Here is a 23,827-nt window from a genome sequence, read left to right on the forward strand (position 1 = left end):
TCAGGGGAAGAGAAAGTCATTCTTGGCACGGGCGCGATTCTAATGGATTGGCCGGTCGTCCCGATCCAAAGCCGTTGACATAGGATGAAATCATCCTACAATCCGATCCTATTATGCAAACAAACGGAGACCTTGATGGGAGAGACGTTGCTCGGCCTTGCCGGCAAACGAGCGCTGGTTACCGGGGCATCTAGCGGCCTGGGGGCGCACTTTGCGCAGCGGCTGGCCGCCCATGGCGCGGAAGTGGTGCTGGCCGCACGGCGCATCGACGCGCTGCAATCGGTCGCGAAGCAGGTGGAACAGTACGGCCGCGCGCAGTGCGTGGCGCTGGATGTGACCAGTGCCGCATCGCGCGCGGCGCTGGTGGAAAACGCCGGCCCCATCGACATCCTCGTCAACAACGCCGGCCTGGTTCGCGAGGGCCCTGCCCTCACCCATGCCGAGGCAGACTGGGATAACGTGATGGACACCAATCTCAAGGGCATGTTCTTCCTGGCGCAGGCCCTGGGCCCCGGCATGCGCGCACGCGGTGGCGGCAGCGTCATCAACGTGGCGTCGATCCTCGGGCTGCGGCAGGCAGGCGGCGTGGTGTCCTATGCTGTGTCCAAGGCCGGCGTCGTGCAACTGACCAAGACCCTCGCGCTGGAATGGGCGCGCCACGGCATTCGCGTAAACGCCATCGCCCCCGGCTACATCGACACCGAACTCAACCGCGACTTCTGGCAGACCGATGCCGGCAAGGCGCTGATCCAGCGCATTCCGCAACGCCGCCTGGGACAGCTCGAAGATCTGGACGGCCCGCTGCTGCTGCTCGCCTCCGATGCCTCGCGTTATATGACGGGCGCCGTGCTGGCCGTCGACGGCGGCCACCTGGTCAATACCCTCTGAGGGAAACGCAACCATGTTCACACCCTGCCCTACCGAACGCAGCGAGCAGATCGCTGACCGCGTCGAGCGCTTCGTGCGCGATGTCGTGGCCCCATACGAACAAGATCCGCGCTGCACCGCGCACGGCCCCACCGCCGAACTGGTCGAGGAGCTGCGCGCGAAGGCGCGCGCGGCCGGCGTCATGACGCCGCACATCCTTGCCGATGGCAGCCACCTGGACCAGCGCGAAACCGCCGCCGTGCTCAAGCGCTCGGGCCTGTCGCCGCTCGGCCCGGTCGCCGTCAATACCATGGCGCCTGACGAAGGCAATATGTTCCTGCTCGGCAAGGTGGCATCCGCCGCGCAGAAGGCACGCTTTCTTGAGCCGCTCGTGCGCGGCGACGCGCGCTCCGCATTCTTCATGACCGAGCCCGCCGAAGACGGCGGCGCGGGGTCGGACCCGTCGATGCTGACCACCACCGCCGTTCGCGACGGCGACGACTGGGTCATCAACGGCCGCAAGAAGTTCATCACCGGCGCCGAGGGCGCGAAGGTCGGCATCGTGATGGCGCGTACCGGCGACGGCGAACGCGCGCAGGCCACCATGTTCCTGGTCGACCTGCCCCACCCCGCCATCCGCACCGAGCGCGTGATCGACACCATCGACAGCTCGATGCCGGGCGGCCATGCGCTGGTCGTGATCGACAACCTGCGCGTGCCGGCCGACCAGGTGCTGGGCGAAGCCAACGAAGGCTTCCGCTATGCACAGGTACGGTTGTCGCCGGCGCGCCTGTCGCATTGCATGCGCTGGTTCGGTACGGTCGCGCGCGCGGACGAGATCGCACGCGCCTACGCCACCACGCGCAAGGCCTTCGGCAAGCTGCTGATCGACCATGAGGGCGTTGGCTTCATGCTGGCGGAAAACCTGATCGACCTGCAGCAGGCGGCGCTGATGATCGACTGGTGCGCCGGCGTGCTCGATACAGGGTCGGCCGGCACCACCGAAAGCTCGATGGCCAAGGTGGCCGTGTCCGAAGCGCTGTTCCGCGTCGCGGACCGCTGCGTGCAGATCCTGGGCGGCAACGGCGTGTCGCGCGACACCATCGTCGAACAGGCGTTCCGCGAATTGCGCGCGTTCCGGATCTACGACGGCCCGACCGAAGTCCACAAGTGGTCGCTCGCGAAGAAGATCAAGCGCGACACGCTGGGGGCGTCGAAGCATGGCTGACCGGACCCTCGGCTAGGGGCCGCGCCATGACGTCGCGCCCCTCCCCCGTGCAGCGCGCGCTTGCGGTACTGCGCGCGCTATCCGACCCCGAAGTGCGCCGCATGAGCGACGTGGCGCGCGCCACCGGCCTCGACCCCGCCACCACGTCGCGCCTGCTCGACATGCTGGTGCAGGAAGGCTTCGCCACGCGCGATGACAAGCGGCGCTATGGCATCGGCCCCGAGGTGTTCCAGCTCGCTGACGTGGGCCAGCGCCGCGTAGATCTGCGCCAGCTGGCGCACCCGGCACTGCAGCGGCTTCAGGAGACGTTCGAAGACACCGCGGTGCTGACGGAAGCCAGCCGGGGCGAGGCGGTCTGTTCGGATCTCGTCACCGGCACCTTCCCAATTCATGCGAACTACGTGACGGTCGGCACGCGCCGTCCACTCGGTGTCGGCGCAGGCAGCCTGGCGGTGCTGGCGTGGCTGCCGCCGGCCGAGCGCGCGCGGCGTCTCCAGCAGACCGCGCGCAAGCTCGAAAGCTATCCCAGGCTCGACGCGCCATCGATCGCCGCCGAGGCCGACGCGGCACGCGCGCGCGGCTATGTGCTGTTCCTGGACTGGGTCGTGGACGGCATGGGCGGCATCGCCGTGCCGATCCTCGACTACGAAGGGCGGCCCATCGGCGCGCTCAGCGTGGCGGCGCTGAGCGGCCGCATCCGCAGCCGCGAAGCCGCCATGGCACGCCAGCTGCGGCAGGAAGCGCGCCGCATCACCGGCGCGTGGACACGCGTCGTGGTGCCCGCTGGCGCTCAGCGTGGACCGCGCAGCAGCGATGCCAGCGTGTCCGGAATCTCCACCTCGAAGCGCAGCACGGCACTGGCCAGCGCCTTACCATAGTTATCGATAGCCAGGCTGCGCGATACGCCGCCGCCCAGCGCCCCTTCGGCAACGAAGTTGAGCACCTGCAGGCCGTCCACGTCGTGGCGCGTGACCGGTCCGGTGATCAGCGTGCCATAGTGCGCCTTGAAGGCGTCCGCCGTGAGCTGCTCCTTGATATGCGGATAGAACTCCGGCGCATAGGCAATGACGGCCGTGTTCGAAGTATTGCCCTTGTCGCCGGAACGGCTGTGGGCGAGGCGGCGCAGCGGTACGCGCATGATGACGTCTCCCGGTTCGGTTTGGACCATCAGAGGAACTGGACCTGCGACCGCACCAGCGCGCGCGGCACCAGTGCCGACCACACGCCGATGATCTCGCGCGTGCGGTCCTGGTGGGGCACGCGCTTGCCGGTCGAGGCCAGTCCGCACACGGCCATGCTGTCGATCTCGCGGCCCACCTTGGCCGCTTCTTCACGCGTGCGCGTGCGAGCCGCCACGCGCACCGCGATCTCGTTGGGCTCGCAGGCCGGCTCGGGGGAAGCCGCGCCATGCACGGCATTCACGCCGAGGAAATCGATGCGAAGTTCATCGGCTTGCAACGCCGCCATGGCGAAGCGTTCTTCAAGGATGCGTTTGGCGAGCTTAGCTTTCTCCAGGCAGCCCGGGCCGGCATAGAAGAACATGTCCTCGCCGATATGGCCTTCCGTGCAGCCCAGCGAGACCTTGAGCGTATCGGTGCGCGGCAGTCCGCTCACGCCGCTGATGCGCACGCGGTCCGGGCCAAGCTGCTCCAGCACGGCGGTCGAGAAGTCGACGATCACATCCGGCGTGATATAGCGACGCGGATCGTGGACTTCATAGAACATCTGCTCCTTGACGGTCTGTAGGTCGATGCGGCCGCCGCTGTCCGGCACTTTCGAGATCACCGCGCTGCCGTCGGCTTCCACCTCGGCGATCGGGAACGCCAGGTTCCACGGCTCGGGCACGTCCTTGTAGCCCGGGTCGCCAAAGTAGCCGCCCGTCACCTGCGCCCCGCATTCGAGCAGGTGGCCGATGGCGCTGCCGCGCGCCAGCCGCGCGACATCGTCAACCTGCCAGCCGAATTCGTGGATCATCGGCGCCAGGAACAGCGACGGATCGGCGACGCGGCCCGTGATCACGATCTGGGCCCCGGCACGCAGCGCTTCGACGATCGGGCCCACGCCCTCGTAGGGCTCCGCGCTGATCAGCGTTTCACGCAGCGTCGACACGTGCTCGCCGCTTTCCAGCAAGGCGAGATCGAGTTCGCAGATGCTGCCGGTGAGATCGGTCGTGGTCACGGCGGCGATCTTCACGTCCGGCAGCCCGAGTTCCCGGCACAGCGCGGCCACGCGCCGTGCAGCACCGAGCGGATTGATCCAGCCCTGGTTGCTGATGATGCGCGTGCCGTTCGCGATGCAATGGGGCAGCACGGCGCGCATGCGTTCGTCGAGATAGCTGTCGTAGCCGCCGAACGACGGATCGCGCCGCTTGCGCACCTGCGCGGCCGATACGGTCGCCTCGGCCATGGTCTCGAAGCAGAGGTAGTCGAGCTGGCCAAGCCGCGCGGAGCGTTCCGCGGGTTCCACGCGGTCGCCCCACCAGCCCGATCCGGAACCGATGCGAAGCGTTGTCTTCTGGGTCATGACGTCAAGGGTTGGAGTTGCCAGGGGGATGCAATGCAGATGCGCCGGTCATTGCGCCTTGATGCCGGCGGTCTTGATGACGCGCGACCACTTCTCGGTATCGGCCTTCAGCTGCGCGGCAAACGCGGCGGAGCCTTCGCCGCCCGGCTCCGCGCCGAGCTGCTCGATGCGCTTGCGCACGTCGGGCATCGCCAGCACCTTGTCGACGGCCTGCTGGAGCTGGCGCACGCGCTCCGGCGGCGTGCCGGCCGGTGCCAGCAAGCCGAACCACGAGTTCACTTCGTAGCCGGGCAGTCCCGATTCGCGCACGGTCGGCACGGCAGGCAGCACCGATGCCCGCTTCACGCTGGTCACGGCAAGCGCCTTCACCTTGCCCGCCTGGATCTGCGCGAGCGCGGAGGGCAGGTTGTCGAACATCAGGTTGACCTGTCCCGCGAGCAGGTCCGTCATCGCGGGCGCCGCGCCTTTGTAGGGCACGTGCTGCATGGTGATGCCCGCCATCGAGTTCAGCAGCTCGCCGGAGAGATGGGGAGAGCCGCCGGTGCTCGTCGAGGCGTAGTTGATCTTTCCCGGCTCCTTCTTCGCGAGCGCAATCAGCTCGCTCACGGAGCCGGCCTGCAGCGTGCTGTTCACGAGCAGCACGTTCGGAGAATTGGCCACCAGGGTCACGGGCGTGAAATCGTGCGCGCTGTCATAGGGCATGCGCGCGTAGATGAACTGGTTGGTGACTTGCGTGCCCAGCGTTCCCATCAGCAGCGTATAGCCATCCGGCGTGCTGCGCGCGACGGCTTCGGCCCCGATATTGCCGCCGGCACCGGGCCGGTTGTCGACGACGACCGATTGCCCCAGCACCTCGCCCGATTTCTGCGCCACCAGCCGCGCGAGGATGTCGGTGGTACCGCCCGGCGTGAACGGCACCACGAGCCGGATCGGCTTGGTCGGGAACGCTTCGGCGGCGCTTGCCGGCGCGGCAAGCATGGCGCAGAGCAGCGGCAGGGCCGCCAGCATGGGCTGACGCGGAAATGCAGTCATCGGCTGTCTCCTGGGCGCGATGTGCGCTGGAAGGGGTTTCATCGAGGGAAACTCTGGCGCCCATGGTAGGAAGCCGCCGGAAATGGCGTCAATCAAACGCATGGAATTTTCATTGGGTGAAAAGTTCGGGCCTCTCCGCGCCACAAGAGTGTGAGACAGTGGAGGCACCCCACCCGGCATCCGTCACATCCGGCAGGCCCGTGATTGGCGACACATGCCTTTGTTCGACGTTTCAAGGAGACTCGGAATGATCAGCAAGAACACGGTCTGTCTTTGGTTTGACGGCGGCGCCCTTGAAGCCGCCAACTTCTACGCCAAGACCTTTCCTGACAGCGCGGTCCACGCCGTGCACCGCGCGCCGGGCGACTATCCCGATGGCAGGGCGGGCGATGTCCTGACCGTCGAATTCACCGTGGCCGGCATTCCCTGCATCGGCCTGAACGGCGGTCCGCACTTCAAGCACTCCGAAGCCTTCTCGTTCCAGATCGCCACGGACGACCAGGCCGAAACCGACCGCCTGTGGAATGCCATCGTCGGCAATGGCGGCCAGGAAAGCGACTGCGGCTGGTGCAAGGACCGCTGGGGGCTGTCCTGGCAGATCACCCCGCGCGCGCTCACCGCGGCCTATACCGACCCGGACCGCGCCGCAGCCAAGCGCGCCTTCGACGCGATGATGACCATGCGCAAGATCGACATCGCCGCCATCGAAGCCGCCCGGGCGGGCCTGTAGTCCGCTCTGCCTGGCGCCTCGCATCGCCAGCCCATCGCACCGTGCATGGCTGCGGCCGTCCTGACGGTGGCGCCCGGGCTGGCGTCGACGACTTAAGCGGTTTCTTCTGCCGGCTGAAACTTTTCGACGCATCGCTTCAGCTGCGGCGACTGTCCATAGAATGGCTTACCCATAGCGGGCGTCGATCCGTTCCTGCTTCCCCTGGCATGCGCCGATCATGAGGCATCGCGCTCAGCGGGGCCGGCGCCATCCGCTTGCACGTCTCCTTGTGGATGCTTATGAGCCAGCTCCTGCGACACCCGGCCGTCCTCTTTGTCCTGTTGCTGGTCCTGCTTGCCTCGGCCACGGCGATCGGGTCGCTGGTGCTGCGCCGCATGCGGCCGATCGCCGACGATCACCGCGAGGACTTCACCATCGTCCAGGGCGCCACGCTGACGCTGCTCGCCCTGCTGATCGGCTTTACCCTGTCGATGGCGGTAGGACGTTACGACCAGCGCAAGAACCTGGAAGAAGAGGAGGCCAACGCGATCGGCACGGAATACCTGCGGGCCGACCTGATGGACACGGAAGGCGGCGACAAGGCCCGGACGCTGCTGGTCCGCTATCTGGAACAGCGCATTCGCTACTACGGCGCGCATGGCGGGCAGGGCCTGGAGGCGATCGGCGCCGCCACGGCGCAGCTTGAGGACGAGATGTGGCAGGTCGTGCGCGACGCCGCGCGGAAGACGCCAACCCCGATCACCGCGCTGGCCGTCAGCGGCATGAACGACGTCATCAACGCGCAGGGGTATGCGGAAGCCGCATGGCGAAACCGCATTCCGGTGGCGGCGTGGGGGCTGATGGTCGCCATCGCGGTGTTCAGCAGCGTGATGCAGGGCTACGGCGCGCGGACCTCGCGCGCGCGGATCGGACTGCTGCTGATCATGCCGCTGACGGTAGCGCTTTCGCTCGCGCTGATCGCGGATATCGACAGCCCGCGCGGCGGACTGATCCGCGTGGCGCCACAGAACCTGCTTAGCCTGCAGGGCTCCCTGAGGGCTCCCTGAGGGTCAATGAGCCGCTGACCGCAGGCGCGACGCCTCTGGCCTTACGCGAGTTCGAGCCGGTTTCCGCCCAGCGATTTCGCGCGATACAAGGCCTGGTCGGCCGCGGCGAGCCCGTCGACCAGCGCCGGCACTTCGCCTTCGAACTGCGCCAGGCCGATGCTGACCGTTGCCGCCACGCCGGGACTGTCGGCGTGGCTGGTCGTCGCCTCGGCAAAGCGCCTGGCGACGGCCTCGCCCAGTGCCCTGGCGCGGCGGGCATCGTCGCCGGACAGCAGCGCGGCGAATTCTTCGCCGCCGATCCGGGCCAGGATCGCGTCGGGTCCGACCACGGTTCGCGCGGTTTCGGCGAAGGACTTCAGCACCTTGTCACCAGTCTGGTGGCCGTAGAGATCGTTGATGGCCTTGAACTGGTCAAGGTCGAACGCAAGCACGGACACCGCGCCGCGCCCCGCCCCGGCATCGATGACGCGCGCGCCCTCTTCAAAGAACCACCGGCGATTGCCGAGACGGGTCAGGTAGTCGGTCTGGGATTCACGCAGGAGCTGGCCGTGCGCTTCCTCGCGGATCAGCTTGAGCAGCGCCATCGGCAGGATCACCGAGTACAGGACGCCCTCGTAGATCGTGGCCTTGCTCGCGATCGCCTGGATCGCCGGCCCGTACCCGGCGACCAGCCAGGGCAGCACGAACGCGCGGCCGGCATAGAGCACGGCATGGACGCCGGCCACCGCCACGACGATCATCCGCGCAGGCAGCCGCTTCATCGCCTCGCAGCGCAGCATCTCCCAGGCGGTCATGGCGCTGATGAGCGCGATCGGTAATGCACAGACGTAGTTCCACACGACGTCCTGCCAGCGCGATCCCGCAACCGCCCAGACCAGCGCCATCAAGACGAGCAGGCCAGCCGGCGCGGCACGATACCGCCGGCCGCGCAACGATGCCACGCCGCCCATGACCAGCAGGTAGCCGCTGAGGATGATGAGATTGCTGAGGGCCGCGCCCAGCGCGCCCGGCAGTTCCCGCCGGCACAGCACGGCGGCGCAGCCCATCGCGAGCGTTGCAAACCCTGCCGCCAGGATCCGCAACGACCTGCTGCGCCGGGGATTGGCACGATGCTCCCAGAGCGTCATGCCGGCACTGGCGAGCAGCGTTCCGATCGCCAGGAGGTAAAGGGTAAGAAGGTCGACGTGCATCCGAAGTGTTGAGACATTGCGCCGATACATGGCGGCGGAGGCAGATTTTACGTGGGAAATCGGACAGGTTTAATGGCGCTGGGCTGGCGATTGGAGGGGGCAGGCAGGGGGCAATTAGGGGTCATGCGGGAAAAGGAAGGTTCTTCGGCGAATTGCGGGCGTCGTTCTTGACATACGCGGCTGTTTCGCCGGCGTAGCCGGCGACCTACTTTCTTGTCCGAGCGACAAGAAAGTAGGCAAAGAAACGCGTCGCTTGCCCTAACGGGCGAATATTGATCGTAGTGTGCTGAGGGTGTTGTACGGGGATTCGCTTCAGAGCGTGCCCGGCTGCCTGCCGCATGGTGCGCGTCCGTATGCAGGCTCTCCGACAATGATTGAACCAGCCCCGAACCTGTCCGTGGCCCGACACTGCGCGCGTTATCGCATCATCGCCTTCGGCTGCTGCGCGGCTCACTAGTCGGTGAGTCGGGGGCATCAACGGCGCCGATGCTGGTGCTAGCCCAAACCAGAGAACCCCATGTGGTGCGCAATCCGGAGAAGTTGCGGCGCCTGCATTCGCCTGGGTGGGGCGGCGCCTGCGTGATAGAGTCGATCGTCGCTCATTCATCGCGAAGCCCTATGCCGCCTATCGTTCCCGCAAAAACGGCGCTGCTGGTCATGCATTATCAGACCGACATCCTCACGCTGTTCCCATCGGTCGCCCCCGCGCTGCTGGCCAATACGCGCAAACTGTGCGACGCCGCGCGGGCCAGCGGTGTCAGCATCTATTTCGCGAAGATCCACTTCAGTCCGGGCTATCCGGAAATCAGTCCGATAAACCGGAACGGGCAAGGGATCAAGCGGCTCGGTCTTTTCGTCGACGATCAGGTCTCGCCGGAGCTCCGACGGCAGGCCACGGAACCAGTCATCATCGCACATCGTGCCAGCGTGTTCTTTGGTACCGACCTGCAGTTGCGGTTGTCCGCCCAGGGTATCGATACCTTGCTCATGGTGGGGATTGCGTCGACCGGCGTGGTGCTGTCATCGGTGGCTTACGCGAGCGATGCGGACTTCCGCCTGGTTACGGTCAAGGACTGCTGCTACGACCCCGACCCGGTCGTGCACGATCATCTCTTTTCCACGGCGTTCGATTCGCGCACCACGGTGCTGTCGCTCACTGACGCGTTGTCGTGGCTTGGCCAGCCTGCGACCGGCTCGGCATAAGTTGCATTCGCGTTGGCATTTGACGCCATATGGCGAGAACGCCTCGCCGAGGGTGGAAGTTCAGTCTCTTGCCCAGCGCTGACGTGTGCACCGCCTATTCTTTTATCGTTGTCTGATTGAGCCGCGCGAGACTGGCTTGCGGGCTCAACACCCAGGCGGCAACCGGAGCCGCAACATGCAGGCAGACCCCGGACGTAATGATCGTGATGGTTCTGAACGCAGCAACCAAACCCTGCTGTATTTCGGCTGGATGACCCTGTTCATCTACCTGGCAACGCCGGCCGGCGCGCTGGTGGATATCCAGACGACATACATACTCAAGAACGCGTTGCACGCGACGGCGACGCAGATCTCGGTATTCCGGCTGCTGACCGGCATCCCCGTCTACCTGGCCTTCGCCTTTGGCCTGGCGCGCGACCAATGGAACCCGATGGGACTGCGCGATCGCGGCTTCTTCCTGCTGTTCGCGCCGGTCACCGCGGCGGCATGCCTGTGGATGGCATTCTCGGGCTTCTCATACGCGGGGCTGCTCGTCGGGATGCTGCTGGCGATGACGTCGTCCCGCTTTGTCGCCGCGGCCTATCAGGGGCTGATCGCGCTGGTGGGCCAGGAGAAGCTGATGTCCGGACGCCTGAGCGCACTCTGGAACGTGATCGGCTCGGTGCCGGTCGTGGCGGGAGCCTTTGCTTCGGGCTATGTGTCCGATCATCTTGCCCCGGCGGACGCCTTCTTCCTGGTCGCCGCGTTCAACCTGCTGATTGCGGTGCTGGCACGATGGAAACCCGCGTCGGTGTTCAGGCATCTCTACGACAAGCCGCTGGCCAGAAGTACGGATTTCGTTGGCAATGTCCGGCGGCTGGCCAGTCATAAGGCAGTCTATCCGGCGGTGCTTATCTGCTTCCTGTGGAACTTTGCGCCAGGCTCCGCCACGCCGCTGCAGTTCCACCTGGCCAATACGCTGCATGCCTCGGATTCGATCTATTCCTACTACAACGGCATCTTCGCCGCCGCCTTCGTGCCGACCTTCCTGCTCTATGGCTTCCTGTGCAAGCGCGTATCGCTGCGCAAGCTGCTGTGGTGGGGAACGATCATCGCGGTGCCGCAGATGATTCCGCTGGCATTCATCCACTCGGCCGATCTCGCCCTGGTCCTGGCGGCCCCGATCGGGCTGATGGGCGGCATCGCCACGGCGGCCTATTTCGATCTCGCGATCCGGTCCTGTCCGCCAGGCCTGCAAGGCACCCTGATGATGCTGGTCGATGGCGTGCTCGCGCTCTCGGCGCGCGCCGGCGATCTGCTGGGCTCATGGATCTACAACAGCGACGCCACGCACGGATTCACCTACTGCGTGATGGCAACCACCGTGGTGTATGCGCTGATCCTGCCGCTGATTCCGCTGGCGCCTCAGGCATTGATTGCGACCCGGGATGGCGAATCCAACCCCGGGATCGGGGACCGCGTGGCTCGGCGAGATTCGGAGAACGCCGCGTAGAGATAACGCCGCGAAATCGCCCTTTCGGATCCGCAACAGCGTTGTGCTCTTCACCTCCGAACTGCGGCGCGCCGATGCTACGCGCAGCAAGGTGGCCGTCGTCTCCGATTTGCAAAGATACGTTGGCATCGCCTATGCTGTTCCTGCAACAGGTGCAAATCTGTGCGAGAGTCAAAATACCCACAAAAAGCAAGAAGGGGAAAGTCCCCAACAGCGGACGGCGCCATGAAAAGAGCATTGTCCGCCGAGATCGTCTTTACCGAGGTTCAGGGGTGAATCGGTCCCAAACGGGGTGATTGAAGGCTCGTGGGCGGGTAACACCGCTGTCAAACGCATGGCTGATAATTTCCTGTTCAGTAGGCCTTTCACATTTCTTGCCTGTCCGGGCATATCGGAAGTCCGGGCCGGCATCGAGGCGCTGGAGACCCTCCCCGGGCACCTCTTCTGGCTCGAGAACGAGGACCTTATCCGGCGGGTTCACGTGCCGGATTTCCTGGCGCAAAGCCGCGCCGCCCTGGAAGCCGTGTTGCCGGGCGGAGCAGCGCTGATCGATGTGCACGCGGACGACATCCGGCGCAGCACCAGCCTGCTGCCGGCGCTGCAGCGCCTGAGCCCGGAGGCGGCCGCCGCCGCCCACTCCTACTGCTATTGGCGCTACTCCGCGGACGTGCTCGGGCGATCGCAGGGCATTCCGCGCAGTGCCATCGAACGCCAGTTCGACCGCGCGGTGGCCCCGCGCGACGGCGCGCACAAGCTGCAATGGCTCTGTCCATGCTGCGACGGACAGGCGCAGTATCAGGTCGATGGCCTGCTCGCCATGCAGCGGCCGGCGCGGCAGGGCGGATTCTCTGTCGAATGCGCGCACTGCGGACATCAGGAACGGCTGTACGCCGGCTTCCTGCATGCGGGCCGCCTGGAATGCCGCTGCAAGCTATGCGTGAGCGTGGTCCAGACGCTGGCCGGGCAACTGGCCAGGCCGGCGCGCAAGCTGTCGGCGAACCTCGAAGCCTATGCATGGAAGCAAGCGGTCGATACCGCGGCGGAAATCCGCGAACTCAAGGACGCGTCCGCGCAGCGGCTGGCACGCGGCGACAGGCCATCGGAGAACGCGACGGCCTTTGCCGAGGCCATCCTGTCGAATGCGGATCGCCCCATCCCCGAAATTCTTGGCCAGCTCGATCCCACGCTCGAAGGCAGGCTCGACAAGAATCCAAGGACATGGGCCCTGCTGTGCGAGCTGCTGCATGAAGGCGTGCTGGCCAGCGAATGCGCGCTCTATGACCAGGACGGGTACCAGCGCGCGGCGCTCGAGCTCTCCCTACTGGAAGACGATCAGGCCGCCGCAGGAGACACGGTGCTGGACCATATCGACGTCTTGCTGAAGGGTTACGAGCCATCGGATCGCGACGCCTTCGTGCGTTGGCTGACCGCGCTGAAGCGGTTGCGCCTTTGCACCGCCAGGTTCAATGCCGCCGCGGACGTCTGCTGGAAAAGCGACCTGGAGCACTACCGCGTCCATACGGCCAGGCGGCTCGAGAGCCATGGCGCGTCGAACGCCCATGCGACCTTCCCGCAAATGGCCGTGCCGCGCTTGCGACGCCCTGAACGGCCGGTGTATCTCGATGCCGAACTGGAGGCCGTGCAGCTACTGAGGTCCCTCGGCTATATCGTTCTCAGTCCGGAAGATATTCGCTCGCAACAGGACCACGTGGAAGATCTTTTCTGAACCGTGCCGCGCCGCGCGGGCCTGCGCCGGCGCAGGCCGTGTGGCCTCACATGAAGCCCGGATTGCGCGGGACATAGCGCGTCCAGTCGCCGCAGTCGTGCGTAGCCATCAGCACCATTGGCAGCGCGAATCGCATCCCCAGCCCGGTCGCAATCGCCAGGGCATCGCTCGTCCCCGGCACGAATACGGAGATCTGCCTGGCGTCTCCGGCGATGGCCATCGCCAGCGCGGTACGGAATGCGCCGGGCATCGCAGGCGCGTGCATGACCGCCATCGGGCCGATGTGGCCCGTGGCGGAAACGTAGGCATAGCCGACGCGCTCGCCTCCATCCTCGAAGAAGACACCAGCCATTTGGGGAACGCCAAGCAGGTACCTGTGGTGTTTTTCCCGCGAAACGCCCAGGACCGCGATGTCGATCTGCCGCAGCGTTTCAAGATCGAGGGCGGTGGCCTGGATCGGCGTCGCGCGAAGCACGGGTTCGTGCGCATGGCGCGCCATGGCATCCCGCTCCGCGCTGCACAAATGAATCGGCACGCGCGGAAGCAAACCGTAACGCACATACAGCGCCTGGGACACGACATTGAAGGCGAAGGTAATCAGGCTTCTTTCGGTCGCACCGGCCTGGCTTGCCTGCTCCAGGGTGCGCTCCAGCAATGCATTGCCGATGCCCCGCCCCTGCTGGCCGGGCGCAACGAACAGTTCCGCCAGGAACCACAGCCGGCCGCAGACCCAGCTCAGGGCAAAGCCGACCATCTCGCCCGCCTCCTCGGCCACCCACACGCCGCGCGGGTCGTCGCGAAGGCAGAACGCCTGGAACTCCGGAGACCGCGTCGTGGCGATCGGCCCGAACCCGTGGCGCACGGTCAGGTCGTTGATGCTGTGGGTGACCAGTGCTTCGGCGCGCGCCAGTTCGTCAGCGCGTGCAAGTCGGAAAACAAGCGGCATGGGCACCTCCGGCATGACAACCATTGGAGGTATAGCAGACGACAAGGGCAGGACCAAGCGCCCGTCCTTCGCTTCATCTATAACCGATACAATGCGTGCAAAAATGGATGAAATGTATAGATATGGCAAAACCGAAGTTCACGGTCGAGCAGCAGGCGATGCTGGAACAGGTGAAGCAGATTGCTGCGGGACTGGGAGAAACGCTGGCGCCGTTCACCGAAGTGGTGGTTCACGACCTGCGTTCTCCCCGGCACGCGATTCTTGCGATCCATAACAACCTGTCCGGCCGCCATGTGGGGGATCCCGCCACGGAGCTTGGCCTGGCCCGGATTGCCGATGACAACTATCCGCAGGTCCTGGCGAACTACGCCAACCAGTTTTCCGACGGCAGGCGCGCCAAGAGCACATCCATCGGCATCAAGGATTCGACGGGCCATTACTTTGCCGCCCTTTGCCTGAACGTCGACGTGACGATGTTTCGTGGCATCGCCAGCTTGCTTGAACAGTTTTCCGGGACGAAGGGCGAGGCGGCCAGGGAATCGCTGGACCCGGCCAGCGCCGATGCGATACGCGAGCGCATCGACAGATTCGCGGTCAACCTGGCCACGACGCCGCAAGCGCTGCGCACCGGGCAACGCAAGGCACTCATGCAGAAGCTCAGGGAAGAGGGCTATCTGGACCTGCGGCGATCCATGGACACCATCGCCCAGCATCTTGGTGTATCGCGGGCGACGGTCTACAACGATGCGAAATAAAGGGCGGAGGCCGTTCACAGGCCTCCGCCACCGGTCAAAAGACCCTATCGCAATCCGAAGAAGCTCAGGATGGCGAGGATGATCACTACCGCTCCGACAAGCCAGACTATGTTCATGAGAACCTCCTCGCTATGCATAGCACATGCGTTTCACACGGATGTACCCGGTATGTCGCAAAATCCATGCCGAGGCGATGTGAGCTTTGGCGATCCGGTCTGAGCGGCCTGGCATCGCGCGCGTTGGCGTAAGAGGCGTGGAGGCAGCACGAGGGCGCACCTGCAAGTTTTGCCTCGCACCCGGTGCAATTGTTTCCATATCCGAGCGCCGATCCCATCGGGATTCGACGCTGGCAAGCTGGCAGTCAGGAGCCCGTCGTGCGACGTTGACGATAGACGGTCACGCCGTTCTCTTCGCGGGCGGCCAGCGCATTGCGCGCGCCGCAGATCGGGCAGCGGAACAGTGGGCCCTGGCCCTCGTTGGCGACGACCACTTCGGTGGACTCCCAGCGGGCTCCGCAGGACTGGTTCTGGCAGGTGTAGTAGATGGGCTTTTTCATTTGCGCGGATCGTAGCACGAGATGGCAAGCCCGGTCGCTGATCAGTCCCGGAAATGCGGCTGCGCGCGGCTATAGCAGGTCCATCTGGAGGTGCTGTCGCGCGACGCTTTCGCAAAGCATCGCTACCTCCTTGTCCACGGCATAGAGAAACAGCAACTCCTTCTCGGAGCAACGACGCGTCCTCTGCCAGATCTTCGCTTTCACCCGATCATCCCCGTCCACATCATTCGAAGTGGCCCCGGCCTCGCTGATGAATGCACGGATATCGCGCGCGAGATGCCGCGCTCTTGCGGCCGCGTGTTGACCGCCCAGTGCATAGGCGGCGGACTGTATGCTTCTTAGAACGCTCACTGTCAATGTCTTCCTCCGTCGGGATGGTTCGCGATCCGCGTCCGTGGGTTCGCTCCAGGCCAATATAGGGTCTTCGCAGCCGGCCTGATTTGCATTGCGCACCGCCGAGTTTGCATTTGCTGCCAAGTGGAGAATGCGCGGCCGGACACGACGCTCTGCCCGCATGAGCAGGACAGCAGGCATTTTTTCCCCGCCAACGCCGTACCAAGTGCGCTACCGCACCCGCGCTTTAGCGCGAACTTGGGTACCTCGCCGACTATCGACTAGCTTGGAACCTCGGGCCGTTTCGAAGGGGAATCAGAATGAAGAGGGTCATCGTGCGCCGGGCCGCCATCGTGGTCGTCGGCTTCGCCATGAGCCTTGGTGCTGTCACCGGTGCATGGGCCTCCGACATCGCATGCAAGTCGCGGGGCGGGGGATCTTCGATTCACTGCGAAGACCCGTATGGCGCGGGAATGCGATGCAAGCTGGCCGACGACGACTCACGACCTCCCCCCACACATCAGGGGCACCTGATCTGCCAGTCCTCCGCGCTCTCGGCACGCTACGAGCGCCTCTACGCCGAGCAGCAGAGGATGCTGCACAAGGGCACCATCCAGGACGCGGACATTGCGGCATGGCGCGTGCGGCGTGATGCCTGCGAATCGGCACGCTGCCTGGAAAGCCTGTTTGCGAAATTCTGGAGGGACCGGGAGGCCATGCGTCATGCGCCGGTCCGGCCAGCCGTCCCGCCCGCCGCGATTGCGGCAACGCGAGACCCCGTGGTTCACGAGCCGACATCGAACGCTGCGCCGGCACAGCCAGCGCAAGCGGAAGCGGCACCGCCTGAGCCACCTGTCATGCAAGCCAGACCAGAACCTGCCAACCCGACGCAGATGACCGCCGCCGCCACCGAACCGCCGGCTGTCCCCGCCGTCGCGCAAGACATCGACAGCAGCCCGGGGAAACGTAATCCGGCGGCGATGGCCATGGAGAGCCTGATTTCCGGGCTTGCCATCCTGGGCATGGGCGCAGGATTCCTGTGGACCCGCCGTGCCGCGCGCGCACAGGGCGGGCCGCGATCCCACATCCCGGCGGCCATGACCGTTGCCTATGGCTTGCTGCTGGTGAATGCGCTGCTGCTGCCGTTCACGCTGGGCTTGAAGTAAGCGTGCAACGGGAACGGCTTGCCTGCCGTGAGCGGGACGCGCCCGTCAATCGGCCTCGCGTGTCCATTCACCCGCGCAGCACGCGATAGCTGGACTGCACCAGCCCAGAGGGAAAGTGGCGGCTCGATTCGAGCGCCAGGCTTACGTCGCGCGGCAAGCCGCCGAACAACGGCCTGCCTGCCCCGATCAACACCGGCACGGTGGTGACGACAAGGTCGGTAATCAGTCCGTCGCGCAGGAACGACTGCACCAACTGGCCGCCATCCACGTACACACGACGCACGCCCTCGGCCTCCAGCTGCGCCATGGCCTGCGCCGGCGTGCAATCGGAGAAACGCACCTTTCCCCGCAGCGTCCCCGGCACTGGCGTGCCTGCCAGTTGCCGCGACAGCACGAGCACGGGCCGTTCATAAGCCCAATCGCCCATCGTCAGGATTTTTTCGTAGCAGCCCCGGCCCATGACGATCGCGTCCTTGTCGGCAATGAAGCGCGTATAGCCGTGGTCCTCGGCGGGATCATCGCGCTCCAGCAGCCAGCCGATATCCCCGTCGGGCCGGGCGATAAAGCCGTCAAGACTCGTGGCAATAAAGACGTGTCCCGTGATCATTTCATCCATGTGGGAATTCCCCTCGACGTCCAAGAATGTAGAGGTGCTGCCCCAAGCGCATGGTCGCGCTCGCGGCCCGCTAGCGCGACTCCCGCGCCGATTCTTGCGAAGCCCTGCGCCGGCCTCTGCCACGGAACACCGACGCCCATGCGAACGGCCTCGGGTCCGCCAGCATGCTCATCGCCCGCGCATAGTCGAGCGTCAGCCCCGGCGTCCATGCCATCGTTGCGGCGCGCTTGCGCAGGTGTGCCGCCACCCACAGCTCCGGTGTCAGCAGCAGGCGAAATAGTGGCCACCACCCAGTGAGCCGCGCCCAGACGCGCGTTGCGGCGCCCTCCAGCGCGGCATCGAGGGCGCGCGCCACCGTGCTCGAACAGTTGCGATGCGTGAGGTTGTAGGTGGTGTCCTGACGGTACGCATCCCAGAACGCGCGCAGGCGGCGCGCATCGTAGTTGCGGATGCGGACCTGCACGGTCGAGGGGCACCATGCCTGCGACTCGGTCGGATAGTCCGGCTGGAACTTGCCGGGCACATCGTTCTCGCGCGTGGCGCGCAGCAGCCGCGCGAAATCGTCGGGCGAGCGGTCGATCTCGACCGCGGGATAGAGGCTGATGTAGATGCCCTCGGGCGATTCCATCGCGGCGTGGCCGGTGGAGATCACGCCATCGCGATCCACCGCCGCGATATAGCGATCGATGATCGGCTGCCGGCGCGCCTCGGACTTTGCGGTGCCGACCGGCGTCCAGACATGCACGGTCAGCGCACGCTCGCCGTTCGCGGGCGGGCCATCCCAGGTCGTCAACCGGCGCGCGCCGGCGTCCGGTGCAGCGCCGGCGGATTCCGCATGGTCCGTGGCGCCCGGGTTGCCTGCCAGCCGCCGCACGCGCGCGCCGAGCAACAGCATGTTCCAGCCACCGAAGATCAGGCCGAGTCCCAGGCAGTACGGCACGGTGCCGACGTAATGCGTCGGGTAGGGCTGGATAAAGAAGATCCCCAGCGCGATCTCGGCCATGCCGCCCGCCATGGCAATCCGCCAGGTACGAAAACGCACTACACGCGCGGACACCACCTGCAGCAGGCCATCGGCCAGGAACAGCACGCCGAAGATCAGCGACAGGATCATGTGGCCATGCTGATGGCCGGCCAGCACGAGAACGGCGGCCAAGCTGAACGCCGTGCCTTTCACGTAGCGCAGCGTGCGCTGGCCGCCCATCCCCGTCGACGCCACCGCCAGCGTGGCCAGGCCTTCGAGCAGCAGCAGCCAGGCAAACGGCGCGATCGGGAAATCCAGTTTGCCGTCGAGGGCATCGATGAACAGCACGGTGCCAACCACCATGCTGACGGCACCGGCCCACGCCAGCGCTTTCCAGCGCGAGCGCAGGTAATCCACCCCCAACAACAACATCAGCAAGCGAACCATTGACCGTCTCCAGGCTGCAACCCATTGTTTTCTTCGGATTTTACCGGTCGTTGGCGGCATCATCGACCGCGGCCCGACGAAGGTGCCGGACCGGCCCGAACCAGGTCGCATGCGCGGCCCGCAAGAACCAGACATTGGCATACATGAATTCATCACGACATGATGTATTTGCCGAGACCCGCACATCGCCCTGGAAATTCGTCGGGGATAACCCCAAGCCAAAGCCAAATACATCACAACATGATGTATTGTCTCGCTCTCCCGACACCCTGGCGGCCGTTGAATGACAGCGGACGTGCGGGGTACGGGCATATAACGGGGGACAATCAATGCAGATACGCAGACAAACGGACTTCCTGTCCGGACTGATGTTCATCGCCGTCGGGCTGGGCTTTTCTTTCGTCGCCCGCGGCTACACGATGGGAACGGCGGCCCGCATGGGGCCTGGCTATTTTCCGTTCTGGCTCGGGATCGTGCTGGCGTTGCTGGGCGCGGTCGTGGCGATCGGCTCGACATCGGCCAAGGGCGAGGCGGACCGCATGGCGCGATGGGACATCAAGACGCTCTTGTGGGTGCTTGGCTCGGTGGTGCTGTTCGGCCTCATCCTCAAGCCACTGGGCATGGTGCTTTCCGTGCTGGTGCTGGTGCTCGTTTCATCGATGGCCAGTCACGAATTCACGTGGAAAGGCGCGGTGCTGAACGCCGTCGTGCTGGTGGTCATCAGCACGCTGGCGTTCGTGTACGGCATCAACCTGCAGATGCCGGTATGGCCGGCGTTCCTCGCCAACTAAGGGAGACGACATGGAATTGTTGAGCCATCTGGCGCTGGGCTTTTCGACAGCGCTTTCCCTGCAGAACCTGGCCTATGCCTTCCTGGGTTGCGTGCTCGGGACGCTGATCGGTGTGCTGCCGGGGCTGGGCCCCCTCGCCACCATCGCCATGTTGTTGCCCGTGACCTATTCGCTGCCGCCGGTGGCTGCGTTGATCATGCTGGCGGGCATCTACTACGGCGCGCAGTATGGCGGGTCGACCACGGCAATCCTGGTCAACCTGCCCGGCGAATCGTCATCGGTCTGCACCACGCTGGACGGCTACCAGATGGCGCGGCGCGGCCGCGCCGGGGTCGCGCTGGCGACCGCCGGGCTGGGTTCGTTTTTCGCGGGCAGCGTGGCCACGCTGATTCTGGCGGCCTTCGCCACGCCGTTGTCCGAACTCGCTTTCAAGTTTGGTCCCGCCGAGTACTTCTCGCTGATGGTGCTTGGCCTGATCGGCGCCGTGGTGCTGGCTTCGGGCTCGCTGGTCAAGGCCGTGGCGATGATCGTGCTGGGCCTGCTTCTTGGGCTGGTGGGCACCGACGTCAATTCGGGCGCGGCGCGCTTCTCGTTCGACGTGCCGGAGCTGACCGACGGCATCAGCATCACCGCGCTTGCCATGGGCCTGTTTGGCTTTGCGGAGATCATCGCGAACCTGGAGCAGAAGGAGACGCGCGAGACGTTCACCGACAAGGTAGCCGGCCTGTTCCCCACGCGCGAGGATTTCCGCCGCATGATTCCCGCCGTGCTGCGCGGAACCATGCTCGGGTCGGCGCTCGGCATCCTGCCTGGCGGCGGCGCATCGCTGGCATCGTTTGCCGCCTATTCGCTCGAGAAGAAGACGTCAAAGTACGCGCATGAATTCGGCAAGGGCGCGATCGAAGGCGTAGCGGGGCCCGAGTCCGCCAACAATGCGGCCGCGCAGACGTCGTTCATTCCGCTGCTGACGCTGGGCATTCCGCCAAACGCCGTGATGGCGCTGATGGTTGGGGCCATGACGATCCACAACATCCAGCCGGGGCCGCAGGTCATGACGAGCAACCCCGCGCTGTTCTGGGGTCTGATTGCCTCGATGTGGATCGGCAACCTGATGCTGGTGGTGCTTAACCTGCCGCTGATCGGCATCTGGGTGAAGCTGCTGACCGTGCCGTACCGCTTCCTGTACCCGGCCATCCTGGTGTTCTGCAGTATTGGCGTGTACTCGGTCAACAACACGGTCTTCGACGTGTTCGTTGCTGCATCGTGCGGTCTGGTGGGCTACCTGTTCCTGAAGCTTCGCTGCGAACCTGCGCCGCTGCTGCTCGGCTTCGTGCTCGGGCCGATGATGGAGGAAAACTTCCGCCGGACGCTGCTGCTGTCGCGCGGTGATTTCTCGGTGTTCGTCTCGCGGCCGCTGTCGCTGGGGCTGCTGGTTGCCGCGGCTGCACTGGTTGCCGTGGTGGCGCTGCCGTCGATCAAGGCGAAGCGCGAGGAGGCGTTCCAGGAGGAGTGAGTATCCGCGATACAGTGGAACAGGATTCTTCCTGTGCGAGCCCCCGCGATGTCGCTGGGGCTCGCACACCAGGACCGGAAACCCTCATTCATCGGGTATCAATTTTTCGCCGGCCTCCCTCGTTCAGATGGGCGCGGCGGCCTGCAACCCTATGCCGGAGGCGTCGATTGCAAGAGTTCCTCGACGCCGGGTTCCTTTTTTGTCCGGCTCTGACTGGTTTTTCCAGCGCAACTGTCTGGCGCGGCTGAACTTGGCGTGACGCCCTGACTACGGAGATGTGCCGCGACCGTCTCGCACCATTCGAGCAACTGGTGCTTGTCAAGCTCCGCCACCACGTCTTCCCCGAACAGGTTCGAAAGGTCGAGCGTGACCCCTGAAAATTCGGCGCCATCGTCCCGAATGGTCAGGACGCCATCGCCGTCGTGGTCGTACATCTCAATGCTTGTGGAAGACATAGCCCTCACCTCCTGAGTCTTCGCGGCCGTCCCTTGATGCGTAACCGTCATGTCAGGTACTCCGCCTTGCGCGTCCATTGGCTGGCGCCTCTATGCTAGGAGATCGGCTTCCGTGCCATCAAGCGATAAAACGTGGGCAGGCGCGCGCCTTTCCAGTGACTTGCATGGTTGTCCGTCAAGTGACTGGCTTCGAGGTGCTTGCCTAGTCTCAATCCAGCCCTGAAAATCGACCTCCAGCGCTACCGTCGGCAGCTCGTGCATCCGGCACGTGCAAATGCCGCCGGGGCAACCCCTACGCCGGAGAGTCAGATGGATCACCAACCCCCGCCGCCCACCCCTCGCCTGCTTCCGGCGGCGTGGTTCACCGTGGTCGGCGCGTCTTACCTGCTCACCGCCCTGGCGCTGTGGACGGTGCTCCAGGCCAACCTCGTCGCGGCCCTGCTTTCCGGCCTGCTGCTGTACTCGCTGGTCGACGTGCTGGCCCCGCGCCTGAAGCGCCTGAACCAGCGGCACGACGCGCTGGCGGTGGCCATCCTGTCCATCGTGATCCTGCTGGCGCTGTCGCTCGGGGTCTGGGCTCTGGTGCGCTTTGTCAGCGGCGAAGGCACGCTGGACACCCTGATGAACCACATCGCCGACATCATCGACCAGTCGCGCGGCCAGTTGCCCGACTGGGTCAGCGGCGCGCTGCCGAGCACCGTCGAGGAGCTCGCCAACACCATGATCCACTGGCTGCGCGAACACGCGCAGATGGCGCAGAAGCTCGGGGCCGAGGTCCTGCGCACGCTGCTGCATATCATCATCGGCATGGTCATCGGCGCCATGGTGGCACTCTACCGCGCGGTGTCGCGCCCCAACCGCCGGCCGCTGGCGACGGCGCTGGTCGCGCGCGCGCGGGCGCTGCAGCAGGCGTTTGCGCAGTTCATCTTCGCGCAGATCCAGATCTCGATCATCAATACGTTGCTGACGGCCATCTACCTGCTGGTGGTGCTGCATTTGTTCGATGTGCACCTGCCGTTGTCGAAGACGCTGGTGGTCATTACCTTCGTGGCCGGGCTGCTGCCGGTGCTGGGCAACCTGATTTCGAATACGGCCATCGTGGTGGCTTCGCTGTCGGTATCGCTGCCGATCGCGGTGGCGTCGCTGTTCTTCCTGGTGGTGATCCACAAGCTCGAGTATTTCCTGAACGCGCGCATCATCGGCGCGCGCATCCAGGCGGCCGCGTGGGAGTTGCTGATCGTGATGCTGCTCATGGAAACGCTGTACGGCATTCCGGGCGTGATTGCGGGGCCGATCTTCTACGCCTACCTGAAGCGCGAGCTGACCCTTGCCGGGCTGGTGTGAGGCGTGGCGGGGACGTGCGGTCCCGCACCCGGTGGTAGCACTGAAACTAGTCCACGCTCTTGTCCGCCCCGCCTCCGCTTTCCACCCACGTCCGCACAAAATCGATATGCGTCTGCATGGCGGTGCGCGCCTCTTCCGGGCGGCGCGCGCAGATGGCATCGCACACCGTGCGGTGCTGCAGCAGCAGCAGCGCGGACATGGCCTCGCCCTCTTCGCGCAGGCCGGTGCCGCTGATGGTGATGTGTTCGCGCAGCATGCTGATGACGCTGGTATGCAGGTGCAGGAACATGGTGTTGTGCGACGCCTGCGCAATGGCGTCGTGCAGACGCGTGTCAGCGTCCGCCTCGGCCTGCTTGTCGTCCACCAGGCGTGCGCGTTCGAGTTCCGCCATCAGGCCGCGGATGCGTTCGCGGTCTTCATCGTCGCCGCGCAGCGCGGCGAAGTAGGCGGTGGCGCCTTCGAGCACGCGGCGGAATTCCAGGATGTCGTCGCGCAGCGCCGGATGGTCGGCCACGAGCTGGCCCCACGGCGAGGCGATGCCTGAGCGCAGCTGGTCGGTCACGTAGACGCCCGCGCCGCGCCGGCTTTGCAGCAGCCCGCGCGCGGCCAGGCGCTGGATCGCCTCGCGCACGGTGTTGCGCGCCACGTCGTATTGCTCGGCCAGTACGCGCTCGGCCGGCAGCCGTGCGCCCGCGGGCCAGCTGCCGTCGAGCAACGCCGTCTCCATGCGCCGCATTACCGCTTCGACGCGTCCGCGCCCGCCTCCGTGCGTCCCCGTTGCCATCGCTCTTTCCCTTCCTGACGTTGCCCGACCGCCCGCGCTGGCCGATGTGATCCCGGCGCAAAGTGGTCCAACCAATTTGTACTGTAGCGCGGAAGCGGGAATTATGCCCCCGAACGTGCG

Annotated in this window: 24 protein-coding genes; 13 read left to right on the top strand and 11 right to left on the bottom strand. The window is 65.4% G+C overall.

Translation table 11 applies throughout. The features are described from left to right. Positions 1-135: 135 nt before the first annotated feature. From ACIGJB_RS28390 to ACIGJB_RS28400, 3 genes are read left to right on the top strand one after another with little or no spacing between them, the layout of a single operon-like run. Positions 136-888: an SDR family NAD(P)-dependent oxidoreductase gene (locus ACIGJB_RS28390; protein WP_483733271.1), complete on the top strand. Its 753-nt coding sequence runs from the start codon at positions 136-138 to the stop codon at positions 886-888. A gap of 13 nt (positions 889-901) precedes the next feature. Next, positions 902-2,095, top strand: coding sequence for an acyl-CoA dehydrogenase family protein (locus ACIGJB_RS28395; protein ID WP_483733272.1), 1,194 nt, complete (start codon positions 902-904; stop codon positions 2,093-2,095). A 26-nt stretch (positions 2,096-2,121) separates the two neighbouring features. Beyond that, positions 2,122-2,973: an IclR family transcriptional regulator gene (locus ACIGJB_RS28400; RefSeq protein WP_483733273.1), complete on the top strand. Its 852-nt coding sequence runs from the start codon at positions 2,122-2,124 to the stop codon at positions 2,971-2,973. On the opposite strand, the gene ACIGJB_RS28405 is transcribed toward ACIGJB_RS28400, so the two are convergent. Genes ACIGJB_RS28405 through ACIGJB_RS28415 form a run of 3 tightly spaced genes read right to left on the bottom strand, consistent with a single transcriptional unit; the run spans position 2,886 to position 5,650 of the window. Continuing rightward, the gene (locus ACIGJB_RS28405) at positions 2,886-3,233 is read right to left on the bottom strand and encodes an AtuA-related protein (RefSeq protein WP_483734684.1); all 348 of its coding nucleotides are present in this window, start codon (positions 3,231-3,233) and stop codon (positions 2,886-2,888) included. The genes ACIGJB_RS28400 and ACIGJB_RS28405 overlap by 88 nt on opposite strands. Positions 3,234-3,262: 29 nt before the next feature. Then, a complete protein-coding gene (locus tag ACIGJB_RS28410) occupies positions 3,263-4,618 on the bottom strand; it encodes an acyclic terpene utilization AtuA family protein (protein ID WP_483733274.1) in 1,356 nt (451 codons plus the stop codon). Positions 4,619-4,666: 48 nt separating this feature from the next. Next, positions 4,667-5,650, bottom strand: coding sequence for a Bug family tripartite tricarboxylate transporter substrate binding protein (locus tag ACIGJB_RS28415; protein ID WP_483733275.1), 984 nt, complete (start codon positions 5,648-5,650; stop codon positions 4,667-4,669). 247 nt (positions 5,651-5,897) lie between these two features. Here ACIGJB_RS28415 and ACIGJB_RS28420 point away from each other — a divergent pair, with 247 nt between their 5' ends. Both ACIGJB_RS28420 and ACIGJB_RS28425 read left to right on the top strand, forming a co-directional pair. Beyond that, positions 5,898-6,380: a VOC family protein gene (locus ACIGJB_RS28420; protein ID WP_483733276.1), complete on the top strand. Its 483-nt coding sequence runs from the start codon at positions 5,898-5,900 to the stop codon at positions 6,378-6,380. Positions 6,381-6,658: 278 nt separating this feature from the next. Continuing rightward, entirely contained in the window at positions 6,659-7,426 is a 768-nt protein-coding gene (locus tag ACIGJB_RS28425; RefSeq protein ID WP_483733277.1) for a bestrophin-like domain, read from the top strand. Between the two features lie 41 nt (positions 7,427-7,467). Here the strand turns inward: ACIGJB_RS28425 and ACIGJB_RS28430 are convergent, their stop codons facing one another. Next, positions 7,468-8,616 (bottom strand): GGDEF domain-containing protein, encoded by a 1,149-nt coding sequence (locus ACIGJB_RS28430; protein ID WP_483733278.1) that lies wholly within the window; start codon positions 8,614-8,616, stop codon positions 7,468-7,470. Positions 8,617-9,234: 618 nt separating this feature from the next. Between ACIGJB_RS28430 and ACIGJB_RS28435 the strand changes: the two genes are divergently transcribed. From ACIGJB_RS28435 to ACIGJB_RS28445, 3 genes are all read left to right on the top strand, one after another. Beyond that, on the top strand, positions 9,235-9,819 hold the full coding sequence (locus tag ACIGJB_RS28435) for a cysteine hydrolase family protein (protein WP_483734685.1): 585 nt from the start codon (positions 9,235-9,237) through the stop codon (positions 9,817-9,819). A 175-nt stretch (positions 9,820-9,994) separates the two neighbouring features. Beyond that, positions 9,995-11,311 carry an MFS transporter gene (locus ACIGJB_RS28440; protein WP_483733279.1) on the top strand — a complete coding sequence of 439 codons (1,317 nt, stop codon included), beginning with the start codon at positions 9,995-9,997 and terminating at the stop codon, positions 11,309-11,311. Positions 11,312-11,645: 334 nt separating this feature from the next. Further along, the gene (locus tag ACIGJB_RS28445) at positions 11,646-13,037 is read left to right on the top strand and encodes a hypothetical protein (RefSeq protein WP_483733280.1); all 1,392 of its coding nucleotides are present in this window, start codon (positions 11,646-11,648) and stop codon (positions 13,035-13,037) included. 46 nt (positions 13,038-13,083) lie between these two features. On the opposite strand, the gene ACIGJB_RS28450 is transcribed toward ACIGJB_RS28445, so the two are convergent. Next, positions 13,084-13,983: an N-acetyltransferase family protein gene (locus ACIGJB_RS28450; protein WP_483733281.1), complete on the bottom strand. Its 900-nt coding sequence runs from the start codon at positions 13,981-13,983 to the stop codon at positions 13,084-13,086. Positions 13,984-14,105: 122 nt separating this feature from the next. Here ACIGJB_RS28450 and ACIGJB_RS28455 point away from each other — a divergent pair, with 122 nt between their 5' ends. Next, positions 14,106-14,738: a helix-turn-helix transcriptional regulator gene (locus ACIGJB_RS28455; protein ID WP_483734686.1), complete on the top strand. Its 633-nt coding sequence runs from the start codon at positions 14,106-14,108 to the stop codon at positions 14,736-14,738. Positions 14,739-15,099: 361 nt separating this feature from the next. Here the strand turns inward: ACIGJB_RS28455 and ACIGJB_RS28460 are convergent, their stop codons facing one another. Both ACIGJB_RS28460 and ACIGJB_RS28465 read right to left on the bottom strand, forming a co-directional pair. Next, entirely contained in the window at positions 15,100-15,294 is a 195-nt protein-coding gene (locus ACIGJB_RS28460) for a hypothetical protein (protein ID WP_483712709.1), read from the bottom strand. Positions 15,295-15,363: 69 nt separating this feature from the next. After that, on the bottom strand, positions 15,364-15,828 hold the full coding sequence (locus ACIGJB_RS28465; RefSeq protein ID WP_483733282.1) for a hypothetical protein: 465 nt from the start codon (positions 15,826-15,828) through the stop codon (positions 15,364-15,366). Positions 15,829-15,962: 134 nt separating this feature from the next. Here ACIGJB_RS28465 and ACIGJB_RS28470 point away from each other — a divergent pair, with 134 nt between their 5' ends. Then, positions 15,963-16,793, top strand: coding sequence for a GntR family transcriptional regulator (locus ACIGJB_RS28470; RefSeq protein WP_483733283.1), 831 nt, complete (start codon positions 15,963-15,965; stop codon positions 16,791-16,793). 67 nt (positions 16,794-16,860) lie between these two features. On the opposite strand, the gene ACIGJB_RS28475 is transcribed toward ACIGJB_RS28470, so the two are convergent. Together ACIGJB_RS28475 and ACIGJB_RS28480 are read right to left on the bottom strand one after the other, a co-directional pair. Continuing rightward, entirely contained in the window at positions 16,861-17,400 is a 540-nt protein-coding gene (locus ACIGJB_RS28475) for a dihydrofolate reductase family protein (RefSeq protein WP_483734687.1), read from the bottom strand. A 79-nt stretch (positions 17,401-17,479) separates the two neighbouring features. Then, positions 17,480-18,820, bottom strand: a complete 1,341-nt coding sequence (locus ACIGJB_RS28480) for an HdeD family acid-resistance protein (RefSeq protein WP_483733284.1) — start codon at positions 18,818-18,820, stop codon at positions 17,480-17,482. Positions 18,821-19,149: 329 nt separating this feature from the next. Here ACIGJB_RS28480 and ACIGJB_RS28485 point away from each other — a divergent pair, with 329 nt between their 5' ends. Continuing rightward, positions 19,150-19,611, top strand: coding sequence for a tripartite tricarboxylate transporter TctB family protein (locus ACIGJB_RS28485; protein WP_483733285.1), 462 nt, complete (start codon positions 19,150-19,152; stop codon positions 19,609-19,611). Between the two features lie 10 nt (positions 19,612-19,621). Continuing rightward, the gene (locus tag ACIGJB_RS28490) at positions 19,622-21,124 is read left to right on the top strand and encodes a tripartite tricarboxylate transporter permease (RefSeq protein WP_483733286.1); all 1,503 of its coding nucleotides are present in this window, start codon (positions 19,622-19,624) and stop codon (positions 21,122-21,124) included. Between the two features lie 149 nt (positions 21,125-21,273). Here the strand turns inward: ACIGJB_RS28490 and ACIGJB_RS28495 are convergent, their stop codons facing one another. Then, on the bottom strand, positions 21,274-21,579 hold the full coding sequence (locus tag ACIGJB_RS28495; RefSeq protein WP_483733287.1) for a hypothetical protein: 306 nt from the start codon (positions 21,577-21,579) through the stop codon (positions 21,274-21,276). Between the two features lie 309 nt (positions 21,580-21,888). Here ACIGJB_RS28495 and ACIGJB_RS28500 point away from each other — a divergent pair, with 309 nt between their 5' ends. After that, the gene (locus ACIGJB_RS28500) at positions 21,889-22,923 is read left to right on the top strand and encodes an AI-2E family transporter (protein ID WP_483733288.1); all 1,035 of its coding nucleotides are present in this window, start codon (positions 21,889-21,891) and stop codon (positions 22,921-22,923) included. 46 nt (positions 22,924-22,969) lie between these two features. On the opposite strand, the gene ACIGJB_RS28505 is transcribed toward ACIGJB_RS28500, so the two are convergent. After that, positions 22,970-23,707 carry a FadR/GntR family transcriptional regulator gene (locus tag ACIGJB_RS28505; RefSeq protein ID WP_483733289.1) on the bottom strand — a complete coding sequence of 246 codons (738 nt, stop codon included), beginning with the start codon at positions 23,705-23,707 and terminating at the stop codon, positions 22,970-22,972. Positions 23,708-23,827 lie beyond the last annotated feature (120 nt).

The sequence above is a fragment of the Cupriavidus sp. C2SS-8b genome (genome assembly GCF_057073745.1).